The sequence below is a fragment of the Candidatus Mycobacterium wuenschmannii genome (genome assembly GCF_030252325.1).
Lineage (GTDB): Bacteria > Actinomycetota > Actinomycetes > Mycobacteriales > Mycobacteriaceae > Mycobacterium > Mycobacterium wuenschmannii.
This window is the reverse complement of sequence record NZ_CP126981.1, coordinates 1,908,952-1,933,582: the sequence shown is the minus strand read 5'-3', so window position 1 is coordinate 1,933,582 and position 24,631 is coordinate 1,908,952. Positions and strand designations below refer to the sequence as shown.

Genomic DNA, 24,631 nt, shown 5'->3' with positions numbered 1-24,631 from the left:
CTAACTACTCCGAGGGGCTAGAGCATGACGACTGAGACCGACCGCGCACGCCCCCGTGGCTTGGGCCGCATCGACCCCACGCTGCGTGACGCCGCGGCCGGCCTCGACATTGCCGAATTCCACTCCGAATCACTGCCGGCCGAGCGTCAGCGGGCTGCTCAGGTTGCCGCCGAGCGCGCCGCTGCCGTCGACACCGCAGGCGTCCAGATCGAAGACCGCAGCATCGACGGACCCGGTGGGCAACTACGGGTTCGGCTCTACCGCGGCCCGGTCACCTCGGCGGCGCCCCTGGTGGTCTACGCCCACGGCGGCGGCTTCGTCACCGGCAACCTGGACACCGACCACGGGCACTGCGTGGAACTCGCCCGCGACGCCCACTGCCTGGTGGTGTCGGTCGACTACCGGTTGGCGCCCGAGCACCCCTGCCCGGCGGCGCTCGACGACGTCGAGGCGGCGTTTCGCCACGCCGTCGAGAACAGCTCCGCGCTGGATGCCGACGGCAGCCGGGTCGTGGTGATGGGCCGGGACGCGGGCGCGGCGCTGGTCGCGGCCCTGGCCCAGCGGACCTTCGACCTGGAAGGCCCGACGATCCTGGCGCAGGTGCTGCATCAACCGATGCTCGACTCCGATGCGACGCCGTCGCGCCGCGAGTTTCAGCTCACGCCGGGCCTCAACGGTCCCGCGGTGAGCCGGGCATGGGGTCACTACCTCGGCCACGGCGCCGCGACGGCGCACGACGTCCCGGCGCACCGGGCGAACCTGGAGGGTCTACCGCCGGCGTTCATCAGTTGCGCCGAGATCGACCCGTGCCGCGACGAGGCCATCGACTACGCCAACCGGTTGCTGCACGCCTACGTGCACACGGAACTGCATGTCAATGCCGCCACGTTCCACGGGTTCGACTCGGTGGTGCCCGACTGGGTGGTCTCCCGAGAGGCCACGGCGTTGCACGCCCAGACGCTGCGGCGGTCGTTCGCGGTCTAGCTAGACCGGATCGAACTTGGTGATCATCCACTGACCGTTCAGCTTGGTCAGCGACACCTTCACGGCGCTCGACGTCATCGCCGGATCGGGCCGCTCCTTGCTGGTCGTCACCTGATTGACGAAGACCAGCACCACCGCCGAATTGGGATGCAGTTCGGCCGGTGCCGCGCCGACGACCTGAGCGGTGGTCGCCACGCCTTTCGTCTTGGCGGCCGGCGTCACCACATGTTCGGTGAAGTCGTTGTAGTAGTTCAGGAAGTCGCCGCCGAGGTGCGACTTCGCCGCCGCGAAGTCGTTGTCGAGCGTTTCGGGCTTGTACGACAGCAGGGCAACCGTGCCGTCCCGCGCCGCGTTGACGACGCTCTGCGCCACCGCGTTGTCGGTCTGCTGGTCGGGCCGATACTGCGTGAAGAACAGCCATCCGGCCAGAGCGCCGGCTGCGAGCAATCCCAGTACCAATGCCAACGGGACGACCGGGATGGCGCTCGATCGGCCCAGCGTCTCGCCGGTGACGGACTCGGCCGCAGTCGAGTCTTCTTCCTTCTCAACCGACTTGTCGATCTCGACACCTTCGGTCGGCTCGACGTCGGCGGTGGTCTCCTCGTCGCTCACAGCACGAACTCCACTTTCGACACCTTCAGGTCGTCGCCGTCGTGCACAACGTGCACCCGGAACCGGAAGGTGCGCGGTGCGTCCTTGGCCCCGGCGTTATTGGTGACGCTCTCGTTGACCAGTAACAGGACGACGGCGGAATTCTGGTTCATCGACTCGACGGCGGTGACGGTGACCGTTCCCTCGCTGACTGCCTTGGAATCCTTCACCACGGACTCGAAATCGGCTGCGCGCTTTTGGAAGTCGTCTTTGAATTCACCGGTCGCGATGTCCAGGACGCGTTGGACGTCCTCTTTGGCTTTGTTGAAATCCAGCGAGGTCAGGTTGACGGCGCCCTGCCGCGCGACCGCGACGTAGGCCGCGGCGCGCTGGCGGTCCCGCAAGACGTTGTGGTGCTGATAGGCCATCCAACCGCTCGCCGCCAGCAGGCCGACGATCGCGACTACCGCGGCGACGGTCAGGGCCAATGAGAGCCTCGGTGCCCGCAGCCGCCGATCCGACTCGGTTGCTTCCGCGGTCGCGGGCTCGTCGATTGACTCGGACGCCTCGGCTTCCTCGGTCGTCTCGGCTTCGGCGGCTTCAGCCGTTTCGACAGCGTCGTCGGCGTCGGACTGTGACGCCGCTTCCCGCCGCAGCTTGATGGCGCGGGCGCGCGCCCGGGCGGCCGCCGCGAGCGCTTCGGCCTCGGCGGCCTCGGCCTCGGCCTGCTCGGCAAGCGCCAGCGCGTCCGACTTCGCCTCGGCGGAATCCTGCGGCTCGTCGACCTGCTCAGCCATGGCGGCCGCGGCTTCTCAACGTCATTATCGATTGAACTCCGGTATCTCTTACGGTATTGCTCATTGGTACCATCGCGTCACCCGCGACCAGCGACTGGGAAGCCAGGTCCAGCCAGGTCCAGAAAGGCCCAGCCAACATCATGACTGCCGTCGATTCCCCCGAAAAGATACTCTTCGCCTCCACCACCCAAGCATTTCTGCAGAAAGAGGTTCCGCTGAGCCGGGTGCGCGAGTTGCACTCTCAGGCGGTCGCGTTCGAGCCGGCATGGTGGCGGCGTGCAGCCGAGTTGGGGTGGACGGCGCTGCTGGTTCCGGAGGAGCTCGGTGGCGGCAGTGTTTCCGGCGACGGGTTCGCCGATCTGGCCATGGTCGCCGAGCAACTCGGCAAGACGGTCGCCCCCGGTCCGCTGTTCCCGGTCAGCATCGTGTTGGCCGCGCTGGTGGAGTCCGCGGACCCGCAGGCTCACGCGGAGACGATCGAGGCGCTGATAGCCGGCGAGACCGTTGCGTCCTGGGCGGTGTACGAACCCGGCCAGGGTTGGGCGCCGCAGGAGCCATCGGTCACCGCGACGGCGACCGACGCCGGCTTCCGGATCGACGGCGTCAAAGACCGGGTCGAGGCCGGTGCGCAGAGCGACCTGTTGCTCGTGGTGACCCGCACCGACGACGGGGTACGGCAGTTCCTGGTCCCCACCGACGCGCCGGGCGTGCAGGTCGAACCGCAGCAGTCGATCGACATGGTCAAGCAGTACGCCCGGGTGAGCTTCAACGGCGTTGAGGTCGACGGCAACGCGGTGCTGGACGGACCCGCCGACCTGATCGACCGGCAGGGCCAGATCGCGCAGGTGCTGCAGTGCGCCGAGGTGGTCGGAATCCTGCGGACCGTCTTCGATTTCACCGTCGCGTGGGCCTTGGACCGGCACAGCTTCGGTCGGCCGCTCGCGTCCTATCAGGCGCTCAAGCACCGATTCGCGGACATGAAGATGTGGCTGGAGGCGTGCCGCGCAACCACCGCCGCCGCGGCGACCGCCATCTCCACCCGGGCTCCGGACGCGTCGCTGTCGGCCAGCATCGCGAAGTCCTATGTCGGCGAGATGGCCACCGAGATCATCCAGGCCTGCGTGCAGATGCACGGCGGCATCGGCGTCACGTGGGAGCACGACCTGCATGTGTACCTGCGCCGAGCCGCGTTGTACCGCGCCATGTTCGGCACGCCGGAGGAGCACAACCTTCGGGTGTACGCGCTGCAGGAGGCGGGGCAACCCGCGGCGAGGTCCGCCTGATGACCGAGACCGCCGGCACCGTGACCGACGCGGAGACCATCGACGAGTTCCGCGCGCGGGCCCGCGCCTGGCTGGCTGAGAACATGCCGCCGATCGACCCGGCGCACCCGCCGGCGGCCCACCGCGACGAAGAGAGCTGCTGGCTGCGCGCCCGCGAGCTCCAAAAGCGGCTCTACGACGGCGGATTCGCGGGCATCTGCTTTCCCCGCGAGTACGGCGGGCTGGGTTTGGACTACGAATACCAGAAGGCGTTCAACGACGAGAGCCTCAGCTATGAGATGCCGCTGATCCTCAACACGCCGACCTTCACGATCTGCTGTGCGACGTTGCTGGACACCGCAAGTGAGGAACTGAAGCGTCAGCACATCCACGCGGCGCTGCGGGGCGACGAGATCCTGGTGCAGCTGTTGTCCGAGCCCAGCGGCGGCTCGGACCTCGCGGGCGTGCTCACCCGCGCCGAGCGCGTCGGCGAACACTGGGTGCTCAACGGCGCAAAGACGTGGAGCACCAGCGCATTCGGCGCCGACTACGGTCTGTGTCTGGCGCGCACCAACTGGGATGTGCCCAAGCATGAGGGCTTGACCATGTTCCTGGTGCCGATCAAACACCCCGGAATCACGTTGCGGCGCATCACCCAACTGAACGGGTCGACGGAATTCTGCGAGGAGTTTCTCGACAATGTCGACGTCGGCGACGATGCGGTCGTCGGCGAGGTCAACGACGGGTGGTCGGTGGCCTCGCGCCAGCTCTACCATGAGCGCCGCGCGGTCGGGATGGGCTCCGAATTCGCCAGCGGCAGCGGCAGTGAGGGCGGCCGGGCGACCCCGGTGAACTACCCGCGACTATTGGCCACGACCGGGCACTCCGACAACGAGCGGTTGCGGCAACTGGCGGGGCGGGCCCTGGTGCACCGCGCGGTCAGCGACCAACTCGGCGGGCATGTGTTCCGCAGCGTGAACGACGGGTCGCTGCCACCCGCGGCGGGCACGCTGCTGCGGTTATTCCACGCCGAGACAGTCACTTTGGAGATGGACACTGGGCTGGCCATCACTGGAACGGCGGGCGTCGTCGGCGCCGAGGGGGACGGCCTGGAGACCGGTGTGCGCTACCTGTCCCGTCAGTCGGTTTGCATCGGCGGTGGCACCAGCGAGCTGGCCCGCAACGTGATCGGCGAGCGGGTGCTGAACTTCCCCCGTGAATTCGCCGCCGATCGTGGCGTGCCGTTCAATCAGGTCAGGCACGGCAGGGTCGAACGCTAGACCGTCCGCGACAGCCGGTTGGCCAGCAGTTCGGCGAACCGCGCCGGGTCCTCGGGCGCATTGCCCTCGGCGAGAAGTGCCGCGCCGTAGAGCAATTCGGCGGTCTCACCGTTCGTCGGGTCGTCGCCGCGGTCTTTGTGCGCCTGCTGCAGACCGGTGATCAACGGATGGGTCGGGTTGAGTTCCAGCGTCCGCTTGCCGACCGGAACGTCCTGACCGGTAGCCCGGTAGATGCGCGCCAACGACGGCGTGATGCCGAAGGCGTCGGTGATCAGGCAGGCCGGTGAGTCGGTCAGACGGGTGGACAGCCGCACCTCCTTGACCTGGTCGGCGAGTGTCTCGGTGAGCCAGGCCAGCAGGTCGGCGAAGTTCTCCTCCTGCTCTTTGCGCTCGGCCTCGTGCTCCGACTTCTCTTCCTCGGTGTCGAGGTCGACATCGCCCATCGCGATCGACTGCAGTGGCTTCTCGTCGAACTCGGTGACCGAGCCCAGCCAGATCTCGTCGACGGTGTCGGTGAGCAACAGCACCTCGTAACCCTTGGCCTTGAACGCCTCGAGGTGCGGGGCGTTGAGAATCTGCTGCGGCGATTCACCGGTGGCGTAGAAGATCTGCCGCTGGCCGTCTTTCATCCGCGATACGTAGTCGGCCAGCGTGGTGAGCTGGTCCTCGCTGTGCGTCGACGCGAACGACGAGATCTCGAGCAGCGTCTCCTGATTGTCGAAGTCCCGCATCAGGCCCTCCTTGAGGACCGTGCCGAACTCCTTCCAGAAGGTGCGGTAATCGTCGGGGCGCTCGGTCTGCAACTCCTTGATGGTCGAGAGGACCTTCTTGGTCAACCGGCGTCGGATCGCGGTGATCTGTCGGTCCTGCTGCAGGATTTCGCGGGAAACGTTCAGCGACAGGTCTTGTGCGTCGACCACACCCTTGACGAAGCGCAGATATCGCGGGATGAGCTGGTCGAAGTCGCCCATGATGAAGACGCGCTTGACGTACAGCTGCACGCCCGTGCCGGCCTCGGGTTCGTACAAGTCCAGCGGGGCGCGCGACGGAATGAACAGCAGCGCCTGGTATTCGAACGTGCCCTCGGCCTTCATCGAGATGACCTCGAGCGGCTCGTCCCAGGCGTGCGCGATGTGCTTGTAGAACTCCTTGTACTCCTCGTCGGAGACCTCGTCCTTGGGCCGCGCCCACAGCGCCTTGCCCGAGTTGAGCGTCTCGACCTCGGTGGTGACGGTCTCTTCGCCATCGACCTCGGAGCGCTTTTCGACCTCCATCCGGATCGGCCAGGCGATGAAGTCGGAGTACTTCTTGACGAGCGTCCGCAGCTTCCACTCCGAGGTGTAGTCGTGCAGCGCGTCCTCGGCGTCGACCGGCTTGAGGTGCAGCGTGACCGACGTTCCCTGCGGAGCGTTGTCGACGGCCTCGATCGTGTAGGTGCCGTCGCCGCTGGACGCCCACTTGATGGCCTCGCTGTCGCCGGCCTTGTGGGTGAGCAGTTCGACCGTGTCGGCCACCATGAACGTGGAGTAGAAGCCGATGCCGAACTGGCCGATCAGTTCCTCGGAGACCGCTGCGTTTTTCGCCTCCTTCAGCTGCTGGCGCAGCTCGGCCGTGCCCGACTTGGCCAGCGTGCCGATCAGGTCGACCACCTCGGCGCGCGTCATCCCGATGCCGTTGTCACGGATGGTCAGCGTGCGGGCATCCGTGTCCACTTCGATCTCGATGTGCAGGTCCGACGTGTCGACGTCGAGGTCCTTGTTGCGGAACGCTTCTATGCGCAGCTTGTCCAGTGCGTCGGAGGCGTTGGAGATCAGTTCCCGCAGGAACGAGTCCTTGTCCGAGTAGACCGAGTGGACCATCAGGTCCAGGAGCTGGCGTGCCTCGGCTTGAAACTCCAACTGCTCGACGCCGGAAGTCATGAGATTCCCCTCTACCAGACCGTATTCGAGGGCAGGCTACAGGACGAGCCGTTGGCATGACTTCGTGCACCTTTTCGGTGTCTTTCCTATTTTAGGTAGAATAGATACGATAGATTTTTGGTCAGCCTGTCCTGCAATGACGCAGCGCCGTGGAAGAGAGCTATGAAGGTGAACGCTCATCCGATCCCAGTCATGGGTCGGGTCAGCGCACCTGCCGCGCCCACGACGACCCATGCAGCCGCCGGCTCCCGTACCGAATGGCTTGAGCGCCAACGCTGGTCGTGTTGCTGAGCGGATGAGAGGGAATCGGCTATGAGCAGAGTCGCGGGCAAGGTCGCGGTTGTCAGCGGGGCCGCGCGTGGTCAGGGACGTTCCCACGCGCGCATGCTTGCGGCCGAGGGTGCCGACATCATCGCGATCGACCTGTGCGCGGACATCGAGACCAACGAGTACCCATTGGCCCGCCCGGAGGACCTCGACGAGACCGCCCGCCTGGTCGAAAAGGAGGGGCAGCGGGTCCACACCGAGATCGCCGACGTACGGGACCGGGCCGCGCTCGCCGCCGCAGTTGACCGTGGCGTTGCCGAGCTCGGCCACCTCGACGTCGTCGTCGCAAATGCCGGGATCTGCCCGCTGACGGCGGGCCTGCCTGCGCAGGCGTTCGCCGACGCGGTCGACGTGGACCTCGGCGGGGTGATGAACCTGGTGCACGCCAGCCTCAAACACCTGGAATCCGGCGCCTCGATCATCGTGATCGGCTCCAACGCCGCGTTCATGTCGTCGATGAACACCACCGGCATCGACGGCGGACCCGGCGGTGCCGGCTACGCGTTCGCGAAAATCGCTGCCGCACACTATGTCAACGACTTCGCCCGCGCGCTCGCCCCGTTCTCCATCCGGATGAACGCGGTGCACCCGACGAACGTCAACACCGACATGCTGCACAGCGCCCCGATGTACCGGGCGTTCCGGCCCGATCTGCCGAACCCCACCCGCGAGGATGCCGAGCCCGTCTTCCCGCTGGTGCAGGCCATGCCGATCCCGTACGTCGAGCCCGAAGACATCAGCGAGGCGGTGCTGTTCCTGGCTTCCGACGCCGCCCGCTACATCACCGGCCAACAACTGCGCGTCGACGGCGGCGGCTTCCTGAAGGTGAAGCCGTGGTCGGGAAGCTGAGCGACGCAAGCGAATTGGAAAGGTCAAGCAATGCCTAAAGGCGTCATCTACCTGCAGACCATGCCGGTGTCGTCGGACCTCGAGCAGGAATACCACGACTGGTACAACGACACGCACCTCGCCGAGATCTGCTCGGTGGACGGGATCGTCTCGGCGCGCCGGTTCGCGCCGACCGACGGCGAAGGTCCATTCGTTGCGATCTACGAACTCGACTGCGACGACCTCGACGGCGTGGTCGCGAAATTGGGTGAACTCGGGGCCAGCGGCAAGATGTCGTCGCTGCAATACCTCAGCATGGACAGCCCGCCACCAATTCCCAAGGTGTATCGGGAGATTGGGTCCTACACAAAGTGACTGAAGCGGTCCAGAAGCGCCTCTATGAGCTGATGGTCCTGATGAAGGCCGCCGACGACCGGCTTTCCAAGGGCATCGGCACCGGAGAGTTCATGTGCGTGTACTGGCCGTCGCGCGGCCAGGAGGCGATCGCCGCCGCGATGGGCGTGGCGCTGCGTGCCGACGACCAACTGGTGACGACGTACCGCGGGCTGCACGACCTGATCGGCAAAGGCGTTCCGCTCGAGGAGATCTACGGCGAGATGATGGGCCGCGTGGTCGGCGCCAGCCGCGGCAAGGGCGGCACGATGCACATTGCCAAGCCGGAGAACGGCGTGATGCTGTCAACCGGGATCGTGGGCGCCGGGCCGCCGGTGGCGGTCGGCCTCGCGATGTCGGCCCAGCGCAAAGGTTCCGATCGCGTCACGGTGGTCAGCTTCGGCGACGGTGCGACCAACACCGGTTCCTTCCACGAGGCTGCGAACATGGCGGCGCTGTGGGATCTTCCCATGGTCTTCGTCTGCCAGAACAACCTCTACGCCGAGATGACCCCGACCGAGGACACGATGAAGATCGCGCAGGTCGCCGACCGGGCGGCCGGCTACGGCATGCCGGGCGTGCGCGTCGACGGTAACGACCCGCTGGCGGTGAAAGCCGTTCTGGACGAGGCGCTTCAGCGCGCCCGCGGCGGCGGCGGCCCGACCTTCGTCGAGTGCGTGACATTCCGTTTCCGCGGCCATTACTTTGGCGACCGGATGCCTTACATCCCCGAGGAGCAGTTGGCCGCCGCGATGGAGGCCGACCCGGTGCCAAGATTCCGGGCGCACCTGGCCGACGCGGGCGTCTGCACCGCGGCCGAGCTGGACGGCATCGACAGCGAGGCGCTGGCGACCGTAGAGGCCGCGCTGCAGGCCGTGATGAGCGCCGAGTCACCGACGGCCGACGAACTGGACCACGACGTGTACGCAACCCCGATCAGGTACCCGGTGTAATGGCATGAGCGACAAAGAGATGACGATGCGTGAGGCGCTGAACCTCGCGCTGGATCAGGCGTTGGACAGCGATGAGCGGGTGTTCCTGCTCGGTGAGGACATCGCCGACCCGGGAGCGTCCGGGCCGACCGCCGGGCTCTCGACGAAGTACGGCCACCAACGGGTGCTGGACACCCCGATCTCGGAGGCCGCGATTGTCGGCGCCGCGATCGGCGCTGCCATCGACGGGATGTTGCCGGTCGCCGAGATCATGATCATGGACTTCATCGGTATCGCCGCCGACCAGTTGATCAACAACGCCGCCAAGCTGCGGTTCATGACCGCGGGCCGGACTACCGCTCCGATCACGATCCGCACCCAGGTCTACGCGGGATTGGCCACCGGCGCAACGCATTCGCAGAGCCTCGAGGCGTGGTTCATGCACATCCCGGGCATGAAGGTGATCGTGCCCTCCACGCCGCGTGACGGCAAAGGCCTGCTGGCGTCGGCGATCTTCGATCCCGACCCCTGTCTGTTCGTCGAGACCGTGCGCTTGCAGGGTAAGAAGGGCCCGGTGCCCGTCGACGCGGAGTTCCGGATCCCGCTGGGGGAGGCCGACATCAAGCGGCCCGGCAGCGACGTGACGCTGATCGGCTACGGCCGCGCCGTGCACGACGCGCTGTCCGCCGCGGAAATGCTTGCGGGTCAGGGAGTCAGCGCGGAGGTCGTCGACCTGCGCACGCTGGTCCCGCTGGATGTCGACACCCTCGTCGAGTCCGTGCGCCGGACCCGCCGCGCGGTGATCGTCCACGACGCAGTGCAATTCGCCGGGCCTGGCGCGGAGGTTGCCGCGATCCTGCAGGCCGAGCTGTTCGGCGAACTCGCGGCGCCGATCGAGCGGGTGGCGGCCAGGTTCGTTCCCAACCCAGCGGCCGCGGCGCTCGAAGCGCTGGTGTACCCGTCGCCGCAGCGGATCGTCGCCGCCGCGCAGCGGACGCTCGAGCGGGCGGAAGCCCATGGCTGACTTCGTGGTTCGCATCCCGCGGGTATCGGTCGCCGTCTCCGAGGCCGAGCTGACCGAACTGCTCGTCCCGGCTGGGCAGCACGTCGACGAGGGCGCCCCGCTCTTCACGATCGCCACCGAGAAGGTGGAACAGGAAATCGTAGCCGGGGCATCGGGCACCGTGCAGTGGACCGGCGAGATCGGCACGACCTACGACATCGGCGCGCAAATCGGCGTCATCACTTCACAGTAGAAGGGCGAAAATATATGGATCTCAATGAAACTCGTGAACGGATCATCTACCAGAAGGATGGCCCGATCGCGAAGATCACATTGAACTGGCCGGAGAAGGCCAACGCGCAAGACCAGAAGCTGGCCGAGGAAGTGGACGCCGCGCTGCTGGACGCCGACCGCGACTATGACATCAAGGTGCTTGTGCTCAAGGCCAACGGCAAGGGCTTCTGCTCCGGGCACGCGATCGGCAACAACGCCGTCGACTACCCGTCGTTCGTCGAGAACGCCATGGTGACCGGTCACCCGTGGAAGGCGCAGTCGGATCTGTTCGTCAAGCCGACGCTGAACCTGTGGGAGTTCTCCAAGCCCACCATCGCGCAGGTGCACGGCTACTGCGTTGGCGGCGGCACCCACATGGGCCTGACCACCGACATCGTCATCGCCTCCGAGGACGCCTACTTCTCCTACCCGCCGCTGCAGGGCTTCGGCATGCCCTCGGGTGAATGCTCCATCGAGCCTTGGGTGTTCATGAACTGGCGCCGGGCGGCCTACTACCTGTTCACCGCCGAGGTGATCGACGCGAAGAAGGCGCTGGAAGTCGGTCTGGTCAACGAGGTGGTCAAGAAGGAAGACCTGGACGACCGGGTCGACGCGATCGCCCGCCACATCGCGCAGGCGCCGCTGACGACGCTGATGCTCACCAAGGCCAACCTGAAGCGGGCCTGGGAGCTGATGGGAATGCGGGTGCACTGGCAGAGCTCCAACGATCTCGTCGCGCTCGCCTCGATCAGCAAGGACGTACAGCAGCTGATCCAGACCGTGTTCAAGGACAAGGTGCTGCCGTCCGAGCACGCCCGCCGGCAAGCCGCGGCGGCTGCATCGACCGACGGCGCATCCGGCTAGTCGTGAACATCGCCGACCACGCGATCATCGCCGGCCCCTCGCCTGCGCTGGTCATGTCCGACGGCGATGTGCTCTCGTTCGGCGACTTGTACGCCAGAAGTCAACGGGTCGCCGCAGCCCTGCATGATGCGGGGTTGCGCCCCGGTGACGGCGTGGCACTGGTGTTGCCGAATCGGCTAGAATTCTTCGAGATCACCTGGGGCTGCCAGCTTTCCGGCCTCTACTACACCGCGGTGAATACCCACTTCACGCCCGACGAGGTCGCGTACGTCATCGACGACTCGGACGCGAAGGCGGTCTTTGTCGACGCGTCGATGGTTGACCTCGCCGCGCACCTGGGCGGCTCCGACCACCTGCACGTCGCGGTCGGCGGCGACCTGCCCGGCTGGTTGCCCTACGCCGAGACGGTCGCGGCGGCGGGCGATCCGCCGGCGGTGGCCGACGGCTCGGAGATGCTGTACTCCTCGGGAACGACGGGACGACCCAAGGCCGTTCGTCGGCCGTTGCCGACCGACGGCAACGGTTCGTGGGCGCAGTCGGTGCTGGAGATGGCGCTGATCCACAAGTACGGCATGACTGCGGAGAGCGTCTATCTGTCGCCCGCGCCGATGTATCACGCGGCGGGAGTCAACTACACGATGGCGGTCAATCGGGTTGGCGCCGCGGCGATTATCGTGCGCAAGTTCGACGCCGAGGACGTGCTGCGGCTGATCGAGACGCACCGGGTGACCCACGCCCAATTCGTGCCGACGATGTTCGTCCGGATGCTGAAGCTGCCTGAGTCGGTGCGCCGCCGCTATGACGTGTCGAGCCTGCAGTGTGTCATCCACGCGGCCGCGCCGTGCCCGGTCGACGTCAAGCAGCAGATGATGGACTGGTTCGGCCCGATCATTCACGAATATTACGGCGGCACTGAGGGATTCGCCGGCACCACGATCGGCCCGCTCGAGTGGCTCGCCCACCCGGGATCGGTGGGCATCCCGATGTCACCGGTGCACGTGGTCGGCGACGACGGCGACGAGGTCGCGGCCGGGCGGACCGGCGAGCTGTTCTTCGAGGGCGGGCCGAAATTCGAGTACTTCAAGGACCCGGCCAAAACGGCGTCGGTCTCCAACGACCGGGGCTGGCGTTCGCTGGGCGACATGGGCTATGTCGACGACGACGGCTACCTGTATCTCACCGACCGGTCGACGTTCATGATCGTCTCGGGTGGGGTGAACATCTACCCGCAAGAAGCCGAGAACCTGCTCACCATGCATCCCAAACTGGTCGATGCCGCGGTGTTCGGGGTGCCCAACGACGAGTTCGGCGAAGAGGTCAAGGCGGTCGTCGAACCGGCCGATGGCGTCGCCGCCGGACCGGACCTCGAGGCCGAGCTCATCGAATATTGCCGAACCCACCTCGCGGGCTACAAATGCCCGCGCACAATCGAATTCGACACCCTCCCGCGTGACCCGAACGGCAAGCTCTACAAGCGGCGCATCCGCGAACGGTACTGGCAGGGACGGGCGTCCCGGATCCTGTGAGGTGACACGATGACAAAACGGACGACAGTGCCGTGGGCGGTGGTGAACCCGAGCCGGATTCCCAAGCAGCGTTACTACGATCCCGACTTCTACGCGGCCGAGGCCGAACTGTTCTGGCCGCGGGTGTGGCAGATGGCCTGCCGGCTCGAGGAGATTCCCAAGACCGGCGATTTCGTCGAATACGAGATCCTCGACCAGTCCGTCATCGTCGTGCGGGTCGACTCCGACACCGTCCGCGCCTACCACAACGCGTGCCGCCACCGCGGGGTGAAGCTGGTGGAGGGCAACGGCAATCGCCGTACGTTCGTCTGCCCGTTCCACGGCTGGTGTTGGGGGATCGACGGGCGCAACACGTTCGTGCTACGGCCCGAGGCGTTCGACGACGCCAACATGGCCGCCGACGACCTGCAACTGATCACCGTCAAGAGCGAAATCTGGGGCGGCTGCGTCTGGATCAATCTCGACGACGACGCGCCACCGCTGCGCGACTGGATGGAGCCGTTCGCCTCGATCTACGACGCCTGGAAAGTCGAGTCACTGCGTGTCGAGTGGTGGCAGTCCTGCCGGCTGCCGGTGAACTGGAAGCTGGCGACCGCGGCGTTCATGGAGGGCTACCACGTTCCGCAGACGCATCCACAATTGCTGCCGTCGGCGTCCACCGGAAGTGCTTCGGAGGCCGTGCATCCCGTCGTCGCCAGCAGCCTGTACTTCATGCGCACGCTGGGCGACGGCATGGGCGGCATGACCCACGAGAACGACATTCGCATCGCCGAAGGCATGCAGACTCTCGCGCTGCCGTCGGATCCCGCGGAGGCGCTGGCCGCTTGGCGCAGCGCGCTCAATGATGCGGTGGTGCAGTGGCATCGCGCCCGGGGTAGCTCGATGCCCGACCTGAACGGCCTAATCCGGCAGGGCATCACCGAGGCGATCAATTTCGCCTTCCCGCACCATTTCATCCTGCCCACCTACAGCAGTGCCTCGTCGTACCGGATCCGGCCGCTCGGCCCGGAGGAGACGCTGTTCGAAATCTGGTCGCTGACCCGCATGCCCGACGACCAGTCGACCGGCAAGCCGACACCGCCCGAGCCGTTGGCGCCGGACGACCCGCGCTGGCCACCGATCCCCGCCCAGGATTTTTCCAACCTGCCTAAACAGCAAAAAGGGCTGCACTCCAAGGGCTTCGAATTCATGCGGCTGTCCAGCCAGATCGAAGGGCTGATCTCGAACTTCGAGCGCGTCGTCGACGGATTCCTTGCCGGTCTGCCCTACGAGACGCTGCTGCCCGCGATCCAGAAGACCAACACCACGATCGATGTTCCGATCGCCGATCTCGGATTCACCTCGGAGGCGCAATGACGACGCATTGGGACCGGTCGGTCGACCTCCTGATCGCGGGCAGCGGCGGGGGTGGCATGGTCGCCGGCCTGGCCGCGCTGGACAGCGGCCTGGAGCCGCTGATCGTGGAAAAGCAAGCGCTGGTGGGTGGTTCGACCGGATTGTCCGGTGGCATCGTCTGGTTGCCCAACAACCCGCTGATGCGCGCCGACGGGATCGCCGACTCGCACGAGGACGGCCTGGCCTACCTGGCCGACGTCGTCGGCGACATCGGCGCGCCGTCGTCGCCCGAACGCCGGGAGATGTTTCTGACCGCGGGCTACGAGATGATCAACTTCCTCATCCGTCGCGGCATCGCACTCATCCGGTGTGCCGGCTGGAGTGACTACTACCCGAACCACAAGGGCGGCAACGCCGCCGGCCGCGCCGTCGAAGGCATCCCGTTCGACGCCGCCGAGCTGGGGGAGTGGCACGACAAGGTGCAGCCGTCGCTGGCCAAGAACTACGGCTACACCGTGCTGACCAACGAGCTCCGCTCGGTGCAGTACTTCAACCGTGCGCCAAAGGCTTTCGCGGTTGCGACCAAAGTCTTCCTGCGCACCGCAGCCGGGCGGGCGCGCCGACGGCTGATCCTGACCAACGGGGCGTCACTGATCGGGCAGATGCTCAAGTCGTTGATCGACCTCAGCGACGGCCGGCCGCCGCTGTGGATCAACGCGACGTTCGCCGACCTGATCGTCGAGAACGGTCGGGTCGTCGGTGCACGAATCGTCCACGACGGAGAATCGGTCAACGTCGAGGCACGCAAGGGAGTCCTGTTGGCCGCGGGCGGATTCGGGCACAACGCCGAGATGCGTCAGAAGTACAGCGGCGATCAGCCCAACGACGCCAAGTGGTCGATCGCCAATGCCGGCGACACCGGCGAGGTGCTGCAGTCCGCGATGGAACTCGGCGCCAAGGTCGACCTGCTCGACGAAGCATGGTGGCTGCCTTCGGTGTTCCTGCCCGACCGGGTCGTCGCCGCGTCACTGGGTTCGGGGCGGCAACGGCCCGGGGCCATCTACGTCGACTCGAGCGGCCGCCGGTTCTGCAACGAGTCGAACTCCTACGTGGAAGTCGGCAAGGCGATGTACGCCAACAAGGCGGTGCCCTGCTGGATGATCTTCGACGAAGGGTACGTGCGGCGCTACGTCACCAGTGTCAACCCGCTCAAGCGTAACCAGCAATTGCCGGCCGAATTGGTCGAATCGGGCGGGGTCAGACGCGCGGACACCATCGAGGCTCTGGCCCGCGACATCGACGTTCCCGCAGACGAATTGGCGCAGACGGTTCGGCGCTTCAACGAGTTCGCGGCCAAGGGTCTCGACCCCGACTTCGGTCGCGGGCAATCGGCGTACAACGACTGCCTCGGCGATCCGGGGTTTCGGCCCAACGCGGCGGTCGGGCCGCTCGAGCGCGCGCCGTTCTACGCGACCAGGGTGCTGCCCGCCGACGTCGGGACGTGTGGCGGGGTCGTCACCAACGAGTACGCGCAGGTGCTCGACGAGCAGGACCGGGTGATCGATGGCCTCTATGCGACCGGTAACAACACCGCGACCGTCATGGGCCGCACCTATCCGGGCGCCGGCGCGAGCATCGCCAGCTCGATGGTGTTCGGCTATGTCGCCGCGCGGCATGCGGCCGGCCGCGCGCTACCCGGTGAGCGCAGCCGCTAGTCGGCTTGCGGCTCGCCGTCCTCGCGGCCGATGAATTCCCTTGGCTTCAAACCGGATTGCATGAGCTGGGCCCGACGCTCCTGAACGTCAGACGCGGCGCCCACCATGTTCGTCAGGATGTGGCTGACCTGTAGGTGCACCCGCATGCCCATCAGCTCGTAGGCGCGCTTGACGCTGTTCTTGACCGCCATCGACGTCGTCAACGGGACCTGGGCGAGCTTGCGGGCCATCTCCTCGACGGTGTCCTCGAGCTGGTCGCGCGGCACCACCTTGTTGAGCAGGCCCCACTCCAGCGCCTCGGCCGCCGTCAGGGTCGGCGCCAGCAGCAGCCAGTCCATGGTGCGGTGCCAGTTCATCAGCAGCCACGGCTCGATCATGGTGTGCCCGCCGGGTTCACCGAGGCTCTGCGCCAACGGCATCTGGAAGTACGCGTCCTCGGACGCCACACAGAAGTCGGTCAGCAGGCCGAGGTAGATCCCGCCGCCCATGCAATAGCCGTGAATCTGCGAGATGGTCGGCTTCGGAAACTCCCACAGGTACAACGTCGGCCAGAGGAACAGGTCGGCGGTGCCCTTGTAGAGGTCTTCGAACGAGTCGCCGAAATCGGGATAGGGGTTTTCGTCCGGACCCCAGCGGGCGACGTGCCCACCGCAGAAGCCGTTGCCGTTGGCCTTGAGGATCACGACCTTGATCTCACGGTCACGGTCGGCTTCGTGCAGGCAGGCGTCGACCTCCTGCACCAGCGTCGCGTCTTTGGTGTTGGCCTTGTCGGCCCGGTTCAGGATGATCCGCGCGATCGGTGGTTCACGTTCGTAGACAACCGCTTCCAGCGTGCGCCGCTCCATTGTGGGGGCTACGCGTTGGCCGGCGCCGAGACCTTCATCAGCTTCATCAGGTTGCCACCCATGATCTTGGCGACGTCCTCTTCGCTGAAGTCGGTGAGCTCGTCGACGAAGCTGATCGGGTCCTTCAGGCCCTCGGGATGCGGCCAGTCCGAGCCGAACAGCACCCGGTCGGTGCCGACCATGTTGACGATCTCGGTGAAGCGGTCCTCCCAGAACGGGGTGATGTAGACGCAGCGCTTGAAGGCCTCGATCGGGTCTTCGGCGAACGCCTGCGGCATCTTCTTGTAGACACCGGTCAGGCCCTTGAACAGATCCGGCACCCAGTCGGCGCCGTTCTCGATGGACAGGATCCGAAGGTCGGGGTTACGCGACAGCGCGCCGTGGCAGACCAACGCACCCATGGCGTCGAGGATCGGCCGGTGGCCCATCGCGAAGCTGCGGAACGGGGTCGGCTTGAACGGCAGGAACTCGTCGCCGGGCTCCCACACGTTCGCGAACTCCGAGTAGCCGCTGTCGGAGGCGTGCATCGACACCGGGATGCCGGCCTTGACGCAGGCCTGCCAGAACGGGTCGAACTCTTCGAGGCCGAACGAGCGGCTGCCCTTGAATCCGGGGACCGGGGCAGGGCGGACCAAGACCGTGCGGGCGCCGCGCTCCAGACACCATTCGAGTTCCTCGAGCGCGCGCTCGACGATCGGCAGGGTGATCACCGGCGTCGCGAAAATGCGGTCCTTGTGGTTGAACGACCACTGCTCGTGCATCCACTCGTTGAGCGCGTGGATGACGTCGTGGGTCATCTCGGGGTCGTCCTTCATCCGCTCCTCGACCAGGCTGGCCAAGGTCGGGAACATCAGGGCGTAGTCGATGCCGAGTTCGTCCATTACCTCCAGGCGCGCGGCCGGTTCCCGGAAGGCGGGGATCGACTTCATCGGCTCGCCGAGGATCTCGCGGTAGCTCTTGCCCTGCGCGCCGTTGCGGAAGTAGTCCTCTTGGGCGCCAGGTTTGGCGACCACCGAGAAGGTCGGGTTCGGGATGTACTCGCTGATGTGGCCGCGGACCACGATCTTCTTGCGGCCACGGACCTCGACATAGTCGATGACGCGTTTGCGGTTGTCCGGAAGGAACTTGGTCAGTGCCTCCTCCGACTCGTACATGTGGTTGTCGGCGTCGAAGACGGGAAAGGAAAGTTCGCGAGACGGCATGGCGATCTCCTGAAGGGCTGGTTCTCACTTGGTGGTAATGACGTTACCACCCGGTGTGGGCGGCGGGTAACCGCTTCAGCTCGAAGGCCAGTCCGGCAGTTTCGGGGTCGCCCCGTTGATCACGGCGAAGTTCACCGTCGCCGAGGCGAGCAAGGCTTCGTCGCCGCCTTCGTCGGTCAGCACGTCGACCTGCATGACCAGCGCGCGCCGGCCGCCCCGCAGCATCCGCGGCACCGCGTAGGCCGTGCCCTGGCGGATCGGTCGCAGATAGCGGATGTTCATGTCGGCGGTGGTCATCGTGGTGCCGTCCTGCAGGTAGTCCAGCCCGAACTGCCCGCCGGCGACGTCGATCAGCGTGGCGATCAGCCCGCCCTGCAGCGCGCCGGAGGTGTTGACCACCTGCGGGCTGACCGGGATGGTCATCGCGAACTGGCCGTTGTGGCTGCCCGGCCGCATCCCGATCTGGTTGAACAACTCCGCCAGCGTCGGGGTCTCCGGTTGCACGCTCTCGTCGGCGCCGAGCGCACGAACGCAGAAGTCGTACAGGTGTGCGGAATCGATTGGCGCGCCGTTCAACTCGGCACCCAGCCAATGCAGTCGCAGCGCGCCGAGGATGGTCTGCATGACAATCGCGGCAGCCGGCCCGACGTCGAGGTTCGGCCGGAACACCCCCTCGCTGATGCCCCGCCGGATGACGTCGCGGAGCAGATCGTGCAGGGGCGAGAGCACCCGGGCGTAGTCGCGTGGGCGGGTTTCGGACAGGTGCTGGTTGTACAGGTTCATCGCCCGGTTGAGGCTGTCCTGGGTGCTCGACTCGGGCTCGGCGCTGATCCGGTCGATGATCAGCTTGATCGCCGCGGTGCTCGCCAGTCCGGTCGTCTCGGCCCGCCAGGCCGCACTGGACTGCGCCATGGTCCGTTCCAGCAGGGCGATCAGTAGCTCGTCCTTGCTGCTGAAATGCTGGTAGAACGCGCGCAGCGACGTCTTCGAGCGGGCGACGACTTCCTGCACGGTGAAGTCGGTGCGCCCGGTCTCGCGCAGTATTTCGACGGCGGTCTTGATGAAGCGGGCATCGCGGGCCGTGGGCTCGTTGGACTCGTCGGCTTCGCTCTTGATGGCCATGCCGCCCTCCCTCAATCTCATGGCGTTGCGCTGTGAGAATGAGGTTACCGCGACGGGGTGAGGCGTGGCGGGAGGACGCTCAGGGCAGCAGCGGCAGGCGCCATACCGGAGTCGCGGGGTCGAGAAACCACATGCGCACCGCCGTCAGGCGCACCAGCCGCAGTGCGCCGACGATCATGATCGCCGCGAGCGGCACGTTGATCAGGCCCGCGGTCGTCGCTGACACCCACACCTGCCCAGTCCCGGCGGTCATGATGTCGAACCAGGCGTCGCAGATCAGCAGCACTCCGGTGGTAAACGCGGGGAGGATGACCCGTTGGCGGCGTAGCCAGCCGAGCGTTGCGGTCGCGATCATCGAGGCGATCAGCACGCAGTCGAAGCCGATCCAGGTGGCCGGCCAGTTATGGGCCACGTAGTTGTCGGGCAATGTGAAGGCCAGGTAGACCATCCACGGAATCAACGCGATGGTGCCGCCCACCATCAGGGTCAACCGACTTCTTCGCATACGTCTCGCGAGCGTCGGCGGAAACACCTCGTCGAGCGGACGCTCCAGCCGATGGATCAGGTCACGGCGCTGCGCCGGCGACATCGCCGCGATCTGAGCGTCCGACAGGGCGTCGTCCTCGGTCATGACTGACGGGGGGCTAATCGATGTGCGTTGGCGGGTCGCCGAAGGCGATGCCCAGGGGGAACTGGCCGGGGCCCATCAGCCTGCAGGTGCGCTCCCGCCCGAAAATGGAGGAGCCGCTGGAGTCGGTGGTCGTCCGGTGCGTCTCGACACACCTTTGCCAGGTGCCGTCGGGCTGGACGGGATCGTCGCAGCGGCTGATGCTCAGCCCTCCGCCGTACAGACAGCCGGCGCCGGCCGGCGGTGCTGAGGCCAGCAGACCTGAAGCCAGCAGCGTGGCGGCCAGTGCTACGGCCGTGCGACGTTCCATGGTGGGCAGGCTAGTGGCGAGAGTCGCTCTGCGCCTTGTGATTCGCCGAACGCGTACCGCGCTAGGACGTGGTGGCGGCGGGCGAGGCCTCGTCCTTGCCGATGTCTTCCAGGTTCAGGCCGGTGGTCTCGATCCGGAAGAAGTAGGTCACGACGGCGCCCAGCAGGAAGCAGACGACGAGGCCCCAGAGCAACGCGGTGGTGCCGATCGTCTTGAGCAGGATCGGGAACATGAAGGCGGTCAGCACGGCGCCGATCTTGGCGAACGACGCGGCGAAGCCGGCGCCCTTGCCGCGAACTTCGGTCGGAAAGACCTCGCCCGCAAGCAGATACGTCATCGCGTTCGGCCCGAAGTTGACCATGAAGTAGAAGATCGTGAAGCCGAGGAAGAGTAGCCACATCGTGTTGCTGCCGTCCGGCTTGATCGACAACCCGGAGAGCAGCAGGCCGGCCGCGCAACCGATGAAGCCCCAGATTTGCAATTTGATGCGGCCGATCCGGTCCACCAGGAAGATGGCCACGATGACGCCGAGGACGAACAGCACGTCCATCATCGCCGAACCCTTGGCGCCCAGGATGTCGTTGTGGATGGTGTCGGCCAGACCGTGCGACTTGGACTCCTTGCCGATGACGGCACCCAGGATCGTCGGCGTGAAGATGCCGATGCCGTAGACGCCGAGGTCCTGCAGGAACCACGGGACCGATGCCAGGATCGTCGCGCGACGGTTGCGCTTTTTGAACAGCGCCAGGTAGGTCGCGTGCTCCTCGGCGGCTTTGTGGGTCTGGGCGAGGTGTCCCAGTGACACGCTCTTCGGGTACTGCGGGGTGCGCTTGAGCAGTGCGGTGGTGGCCTTCTCGCCTTCTTCGGTGCGGCCCTTCGAGATCAGCCAGTGCGGGCTCTCGGTGACGTAGAGACGGCCGATGACGACCAGGACCGCCGGCACGATCGCGGCGGCGTACATCATCCGCCAGGCGCCCAGGTTCGGGTTCGCGTACAAGATGCCGAAGCCCAGCGCCGTGCCGAAGAACGCTCCGACGGCCTGGAAGGCGAACGCGCTCAACACAAGTCGGCCACGCATCGAGGTGGCGATGCTCTCCGAGATCACCATGTGCGCGGTCGGGTAGTCACACCCCAGCGCGATGCCGGCGCCGAACAGGCAGACGACCAGCGTGATGAAGTTCGGCGCGGCGGTCAACCCGACGAGAAACACAGCGAAGATGATCATCTCGATGATGAACATCTTCTTGCGCCCGTAACTGTCGGCCAGGCCGCCGAGAGCGGTCGCGCCGACGAGGATGCCCGCCAGCGAGGACGCGGTGACGAGTCCCTTGTCGGTCGCGTTGAGATGGAATTGGATCGAAATGAGCGGCAGGGCAACGCCGGTCATGAACACGACCATGCCCTCGAAGAACTTGCCAGCACAGGCGAGCGCCCAGATGCGGAACTGCATCGCGGTCATCGGCATCGATTTCAGCGCGGTGCCGTCGGGCCATTGCGGCAATTCGTCGATGTATTCCTGCACCGTTTTGCCGTTGACCTGCGGCTTGTCGAGCATGTCCGTCATGTCGCCTCTCCCGGAGCCATCGCGCAACCCACCGGCCAGTGCCAGCCTCGCCAGACGCTAAGTCAGTTAGCTGAACGCGCGCTGACAGCCGGATGAATTCGGCAACCGATATGAGCTTCACCTGTTGTTCGTTTGCGGCTTGATTCGAATTCGGCATCGGTGCCATTTAATGTTCGCGGACGCGCTCGAGCCGACGCGCGGTGCTGCGACGCGCCGACCTATGCCCACGAGGAGGCAAACATGAAGCAGCACAAGGGAATCGCGGCCACGGCCGGGCTGCTCCTCGCGGGTGGCCTCATCCTGTCGGGATGTACGCATCTCGACACGCCGCCGACCTACGCCAAGGGCGTCAAGGTCGACTGCGGCGGCAAGCAAGACTTGACCGGCAGTGGCTCGACCGCTCAGGCCAACGCGATCAGCCACTTCATCACCAGCTACCAGGAGTCCTGCTCGGGCAAGGAACTCAACTACGCGGCCACCGGATCGGGCGCCGGCGTCGCGGACTTCCTCGCGGCCAAGACCGACTTCGGCGGCTCGGACTCCCCACTCAGCGGTGGCGAGTACGCGAACGCCAAGCAGCGCTGCGGCGGAAACGATGCGTGGAACCTGCCGGCCGTCTTCGGCCCGATCGCGATCACGTTCAACGTCGCGTCGACCGACGTGCTCACCTTCGATGCGCCCACGCTCGCGAAGATCTTCAGCGGCGCCATCACCCGCTGGAACGACCCGGCCATCACCGCGTTGAACGGCAACAGCAGCCTGCCCGACGAGGAGATCAAGGTCGTCTACCGCGGCGACGCGTCGGGGACCAGCGACAACTTTCAGCAGTACCTGCAGTCGGCCTCGAACGGCGCGTGGACCAAGGGTGCGGGCAAGACGTTCAACGGCGGCGTCGGTACCGCCGCGCGGGGCAACGAGGGCACGTCGGAAGCGGTCAAGAAGACCGAGGGCGCGATCAGCTACAACGAGTGGTCGTACGCGATGAAGCAGCACCTCGACGTGGCCGGCATCGCGACCGCCGGCGGCGTGGTGCACATCGGCAACGACTGGGTCGGTAAGACGATCTCCGACGTCACCATCAGGGGCACCGGCAACGACCTGGTGCTCGACCTGTCAAAGGTCTATGCCACCGGCACGCCCGGCGCATACCCGATCCTGCTGGCCAGCTACGAGCTGGTCTGCTCGAAATACCCTGACGCACAGGTGGGTACGGCGGTGAAGGCGTTCATGGAGTCGACGGTGTCCACCGGACAGGACGGCCTCACGCCGCTCGGCTACATCCCGCTGCCCGCCGACTTCCAGACCAGGGTTGCCGCCGCGGCCAGAGCCATCAGCTGAGGTCAACCCCCGCGGGCGTCGACCATCGCCGAGCGATTGACCTTGGTCGCCGCGGTGCGCGGTATCTGGTCGACGAACTCCACGCTCTTGGGGACCTTGTAGGCGGCCAGCCTGGTCTTGGCGTAGGCGATCACGTCACGCTCGGTGAGCGGATTGGCCAGTTGGATCACGGCGTGCACCCGCCGGCCCCACTCGCTGTCGGAGAGGCCGATGACCACCACGTCGGCGATATCGTCGTGTTCGACGAGCGCGGATTCCACCTCGGCGGGAAAGACATTGGCGCCGCCGGTGATGATCATGTCGCTGCGGCGATCGGCGATGTAGAGGTAGCCGTCGGCGTCGACGTGGCCGATGTCGCCGGCCGTGCGGAAGCCGTCAGGGGTCGACGCCAGCAGGGGCGCGCCACCCAGGTAGAGGTATCCGGCGCTCATCGGCGAGCGAAGGTACACCTCCCCGAGTTCGCCGGGCGGCACGGGCTGGCCGTGCTGGTCGAGAATGCACACCTCGGTGTCGCGGAAGCCCCGGCCGACGCTGCCCGGGTGGGCCAGCCATTCGTCGCCGCGTAATGCGGTGAGCCCCAAGTTCTCCGTCATCCCATAGGCCATCACCACCTGCTCGGGGCTGAGCAGGTCGAACCAGGTGTGCAGCAGGGCGTGCGGCATGACCGCGGCGCCCTGCAAGATCCAGGCGATGCTGGACAGGTCGCGGTCGCGGACGCCGGGCACCGCCGCGATGCGCGACAGCATGGTCGGTGTCGCGGTGAAGTTGGTGATGCGGTACTGCTCGATGGCATCGAGAACCAAAGCGGCATCGAACTTTTCGAGCACGACCAGCTCGTCACCGCCGAGCAGGTAGGTCAGCGGGGAGAAGCCGTTGGTGTGATACATCGGGCCGGGCACCAAGATGGTCTGCGGTGTGGGCGTGGGCGTCCAGGCGGCCAGGAACGGGAACGACGACTCCGGTGTCCAGGCACCCTGTGCCAGCGTGAGGATCACCTTCGGCAGCCCGGTGGATCCGCTGCTGCAGATCCCGTTCGCCTTGGGGGATATCACGTCCGGTAGTGGATCGGTCGACTGACCGGCCGCACTCGCGGCGAGGGTGGGACGGGTGTCGTCATCGACGGTGACGGCCGGGGCGATCACCTCGAGCACGCGAGAGCGCTCCCAGTCGGGCAGATCCCAGCGCATCGGAACCGGGACGGCACCGATCTTCCAGCAGCCCAACGCCGCGAGGATCAGCTCCTCGGAGTTCGGAACTCCCAGTGCGACAAGCGAACCGAGCTGGGCGCCGGCGGCCGCCAGTGCCCGACCCCACTGATTGGCCCGCAGATCCAGCTCGGCGAACGTGATCGACCGCCCGGCGCCGTCGCGGCCGAGCAGGGTCAGCGCCCGCTCGTCGCCGCGTTGTTCGGCGAGCTGCCTGAGCTTGGCGCCGAACGGGATTCCCTCCTCGACCGGCGGTATCACTTGGCGCCACTCCTCGGCATCGCTTCGCTCTGCGTCGTCGTCGGCGGTGTCATTTGGCGCCACTCCTCGGCATCGCTTCGCTTTGCGTCGTCGTCGGCGGTGTCATTTGGCGCCACTCCTCGGCATC

Annotated in this window: 23 protein-coding genes; 13 read left to right on the top strand and 10 right to left on the bottom strand. The window is 66.3% G+C overall.

The window, feature by feature from the left end:
• Positions 1 to 24: 24 nt before the first annotated feature.
• Complete coding sequence (locus tag PT015_RS09180; protein WP_285190312.1) at positions 25 to 984, top strand: alpha/beta hydrolase; 960 nt, start codon at positions 25 to 27, stop codon at positions 982 to 984.
• Here the strand turns inward: PT015_RS09180 and PT015_RS09175 are convergent, their stop codons facing one another.
• Positions 985 to 1,596 (bottom strand): hypothetical protein, encoded by a 612-nt coding sequence (locus PT015_RS09175; protein WP_285190311.1) that lies wholly within the window; start codon positions 1,594 to 1,596, stop codon positions 985 to 987.
• Positions 1,593 to 2,372 carry a hypothetical protein gene (locus tag PT015_RS09170; RefSeq protein WP_285190310.1) on the bottom strand — a complete coding sequence of 260 codons (780 nt, stop codon included), beginning with the start codon at positions 2,370 to 2,372 and terminating at the stop codon, positions 1,593 to 1,595. The genes PT015_RS09175 and PT015_RS09170 overlap by 4 nt, the downstream gene beginning before the upstream one ends.
• Positions 2,373 to 2,512: 140 nt before the next feature.
• Here PT015_RS09170 and PT015_RS09165 point away from each other — a divergent pair, with 140 nt between their 5' ends.
• Positions 2,513 to 3,655, top strand: coding sequence for an acyl-CoA dehydrogenase family protein (locus tag PT015_RS09165; protein WP_285190309.1), 1,143 nt, complete (start codon positions 2,513 to 2,515; stop codon positions 3,653 to 3,655).
• Complete coding sequence (locus tag PT015_RS09160) at positions 3,655 to 4,914, top strand: acyl-CoA dehydrogenase family protein (RefSeq protein WP_285190308.1); 1,260 nt, start codon at positions 3,655 to 3,657, stop codon at positions 4,912 to 4,914. Before PT015_RS09165 ends, PT015_RS09160 begins: the two co-directional genes overlap by 1 nt.
• Here the strand turns inward: PT015_RS09160 and htpG are convergent.
• Positions 4,911 to 6,833 (bottom strand): molecular chaperone HtpG, encoded by a 1,923-nt coding sequence (gene htpG / locus PT015_RS09155; RefSeq protein ID WP_285190307.1) that lies wholly within the window; start codon positions 6,831 to 6,833, stop codon positions 4,911 to 4,913. The genes PT015_RS09160 and htpG overlap by 4 nt on opposite strands.
• 312 nt (positions 6,834 to 7,145) lie before the next feature.
• Here htpG and PT015_RS09150 point away from each other — a divergent pair, with 312 nt between their 5' ends.
• From PT015_RS09150 to PT015_RS09110, 9 genes are read left to right on the top strand one after another with little or no spacing between them, the layout of a single operon-like run.
• Positions 7,146 to 8,009 (top strand): mycofactocin-coupled SDR family oxidoreductase, encoded by an 864-nt coding sequence (locus PT015_RS09150; protein WP_285190306.1) that lies wholly within the window; start codon positions 7,146 to 7,148, stop codon positions 8,007 to 8,009.
• Between the two features lie 30 nt (positions 8,010 to 8,039).
• On the top strand, positions 8,040 to 8,363 hold the full coding sequence (locus tag PT015_RS09145) for a DUF4286 family protein (RefSeq protein ID WP_285190305.1): 324 nt from the start codon (positions 8,040 to 8,042) through the stop codon (positions 8,361 to 8,363).
• 32 nt (positions 8,364 to 8,395) lie between these two features.
• The gene (locus tag PT015_RS09140; RefSeq protein WP_285191015.1) at positions 8,396 to 9,334 is read left to right on the top strand and encodes a thiamine pyrophosphate-dependent dehydrogenase E1 component subunit alpha; all 939 of its coding nucleotides are present in this window, start codon (positions 8,396 to 8,398) and stop codon (positions 9,332 to 9,334) included.
• A 4-nt stretch (positions 9,335 to 9,338) separates the two neighbouring features.
• Positions 9,339 to 10,337 (top strand): alpha-ketoacid dehydrogenase subunit beta, encoded by a 999-nt coding sequence (locus PT015_RS09135; RefSeq protein WP_285190304.1) that lies wholly within the window; start codon positions 9,339 to 9,341, stop codon positions 10,335 to 10,337.
• Positions 10,330 to 10,569 carry a lipoyl domain-containing protein gene (locus PT015_RS09130; RefSeq protein WP_285190302.1) on the top strand — a complete coding sequence of 80 codons (240 nt, stop codon included), beginning with the start codon at positions 10,330 to 10,332 and terminating at the stop codon, positions 10,567 to 10,569. The genes PT015_RS09135 and PT015_RS09130 overlap by 8 nt, the downstream gene beginning before the upstream one ends.
• Positions 10,570 to 10,583: 14 nt before the next feature.
• Entirely contained in the window at positions 10,584 to 11,453 is an 870-nt protein-coding gene (locus tag PT015_RS09125) for an enoyl-CoA hydratase-related protein (protein ID WP_285190301.1), read from the top strand.
• A gap of 2 nt (positions 11,454 to 11,455) precedes the next feature.
• A complete protein-coding gene (locus PT015_RS09120) occupies positions 11,456 to 12,979 on the top strand; it encodes an acyl-CoA synthetase (protein ID WP_285190300.1) in 1,524 nt (507 codons plus the stop codon).
• Between the two features lie 9 nt (positions 12,980 to 12,988).
• Complete coding sequence (locus PT015_RS09115) at positions 12,989 to 14,335, top strand: aromatic ring-hydroxylating oxygenase subunit alpha (RefSeq protein WP_285190299.1); 1,347 nt, start codon at positions 12,989 to 12,991, stop codon at positions 14,333 to 14,335.
• The gene (locus tag PT015_RS09110; protein WP_285190298.1) at positions 14,332 to 16,029 is read left to right on the top strand and encodes an FAD-binding protein; all 1,698 of its coding nucleotides are present in this window, start codon (positions 14,332 to 14,334) and stop codon (positions 16,027 to 16,029) included. The genes PT015_RS09115 and PT015_RS09110 overlap by 4 nt, the downstream gene beginning before the upstream one ends.
• On the opposite strand, the gene PT015_RS09105 is transcribed toward PT015_RS09110, so the two are convergent.
• The 6 genes from PT015_RS09105 to PT015_RS09080 form a co-directional block, all read right to left on the bottom strand.
• Positions 16,026 to 16,874 carry an enoyl-CoA hydratase-related protein gene (locus tag PT015_RS09105; RefSeq protein WP_285190297.1) on the bottom strand — a complete coding sequence of 283 codons (849 nt, stop codon included), beginning with the start codon at positions 16,872 to 16,874 and terminating at the stop codon, positions 16,026 to 16,028. The two genes, PT015_RS09110 and PT015_RS09105, sit on opposite strands and share 4 nt — an antisense overlap.
• Positions 16,875 to 16,882: 8 nt before the next feature.
• Complete coding sequence (locus PT015_RS09100) at positions 16,883 to 18,076, bottom strand: amidohydrolase family protein (protein ID WP_285190296.1); 1,194 nt, start codon at positions 18,074 to 18,076, stop codon at positions 16,883 to 16,885.
• A 75-nt stretch (positions 18,077 to 18,151) separates the two neighbouring features.
• Positions 18,152 to 19,198 carry a hotdog fold thioesterase gene (locus PT015_RS09095; RefSeq protein WP_285190295.1) on the bottom strand — a complete coding sequence of 349 codons (1,047 nt, stop codon included), beginning with the start codon at positions 19,196 to 19,198 and terminating at the stop codon, positions 18,152 to 18,154.
• 79 nt (positions 19,199 to 19,277) lie between these two features.
• Complete coding sequence (locus PT015_RS09090; protein ID WP_285190294.1) at positions 19,278 to 19,829, bottom strand: hypothetical protein; 552 nt, start codon at positions 19,827 to 19,829, stop codon at positions 19,278 to 19,280.
• A 13-nt stretch (positions 19,830 to 19,842) separates the two neighbouring features.
• Entirely contained in the window at positions 19,843 to 20,136 is a 294-nt protein-coding gene (locus PT015_RS09085) for a CDGP domain-containing protein (RefSeq protein ID WP_285190292.1), read from the bottom strand.
• Positions 20,137 to 20,197: 61 nt separating this feature from the next.
• Positions 20,198 to 21,700, bottom strand: coding sequence for an MFS transporter (locus PT015_RS09080; protein WP_285190291.1), 1,503 nt, complete (start codon positions 21,698 to 21,700; stop codon positions 20,198 to 20,200).
• A 240-nt stretch (positions 21,701 to 21,940) separates the two neighbouring features.
• Between PT015_RS09080 and pstS the strand changes: the two genes are divergently transcribed.
• Entirely contained in the window at positions 21,941 to 23,038 is a 1,098-nt protein-coding gene (gene pstS / locus PT015_RS09075) for a phosphate ABC transporter substrate-binding protein PstS (protein WP_285190290.1), read from the top strand.
• 2 nt (positions 23,039 to 23,040) lie between these two features.
• On the opposite strand, the gene PT015_RS09070 is transcribed toward pstS, so the two are convergent.
• On the bottom strand, positions 23,041 to 24,504 hold the full coding sequence (locus tag PT015_RS09070) for a class I adenylate-forming enzyme family protein (RefSeq protein WP_285191014.1): 1,464 nt from the start codon (positions 24,502 to 24,504) through the stop codon (positions 23,041 to 23,043).
• Positions 24,505 to 24,631 lie beyond the last annotated feature (127 nt).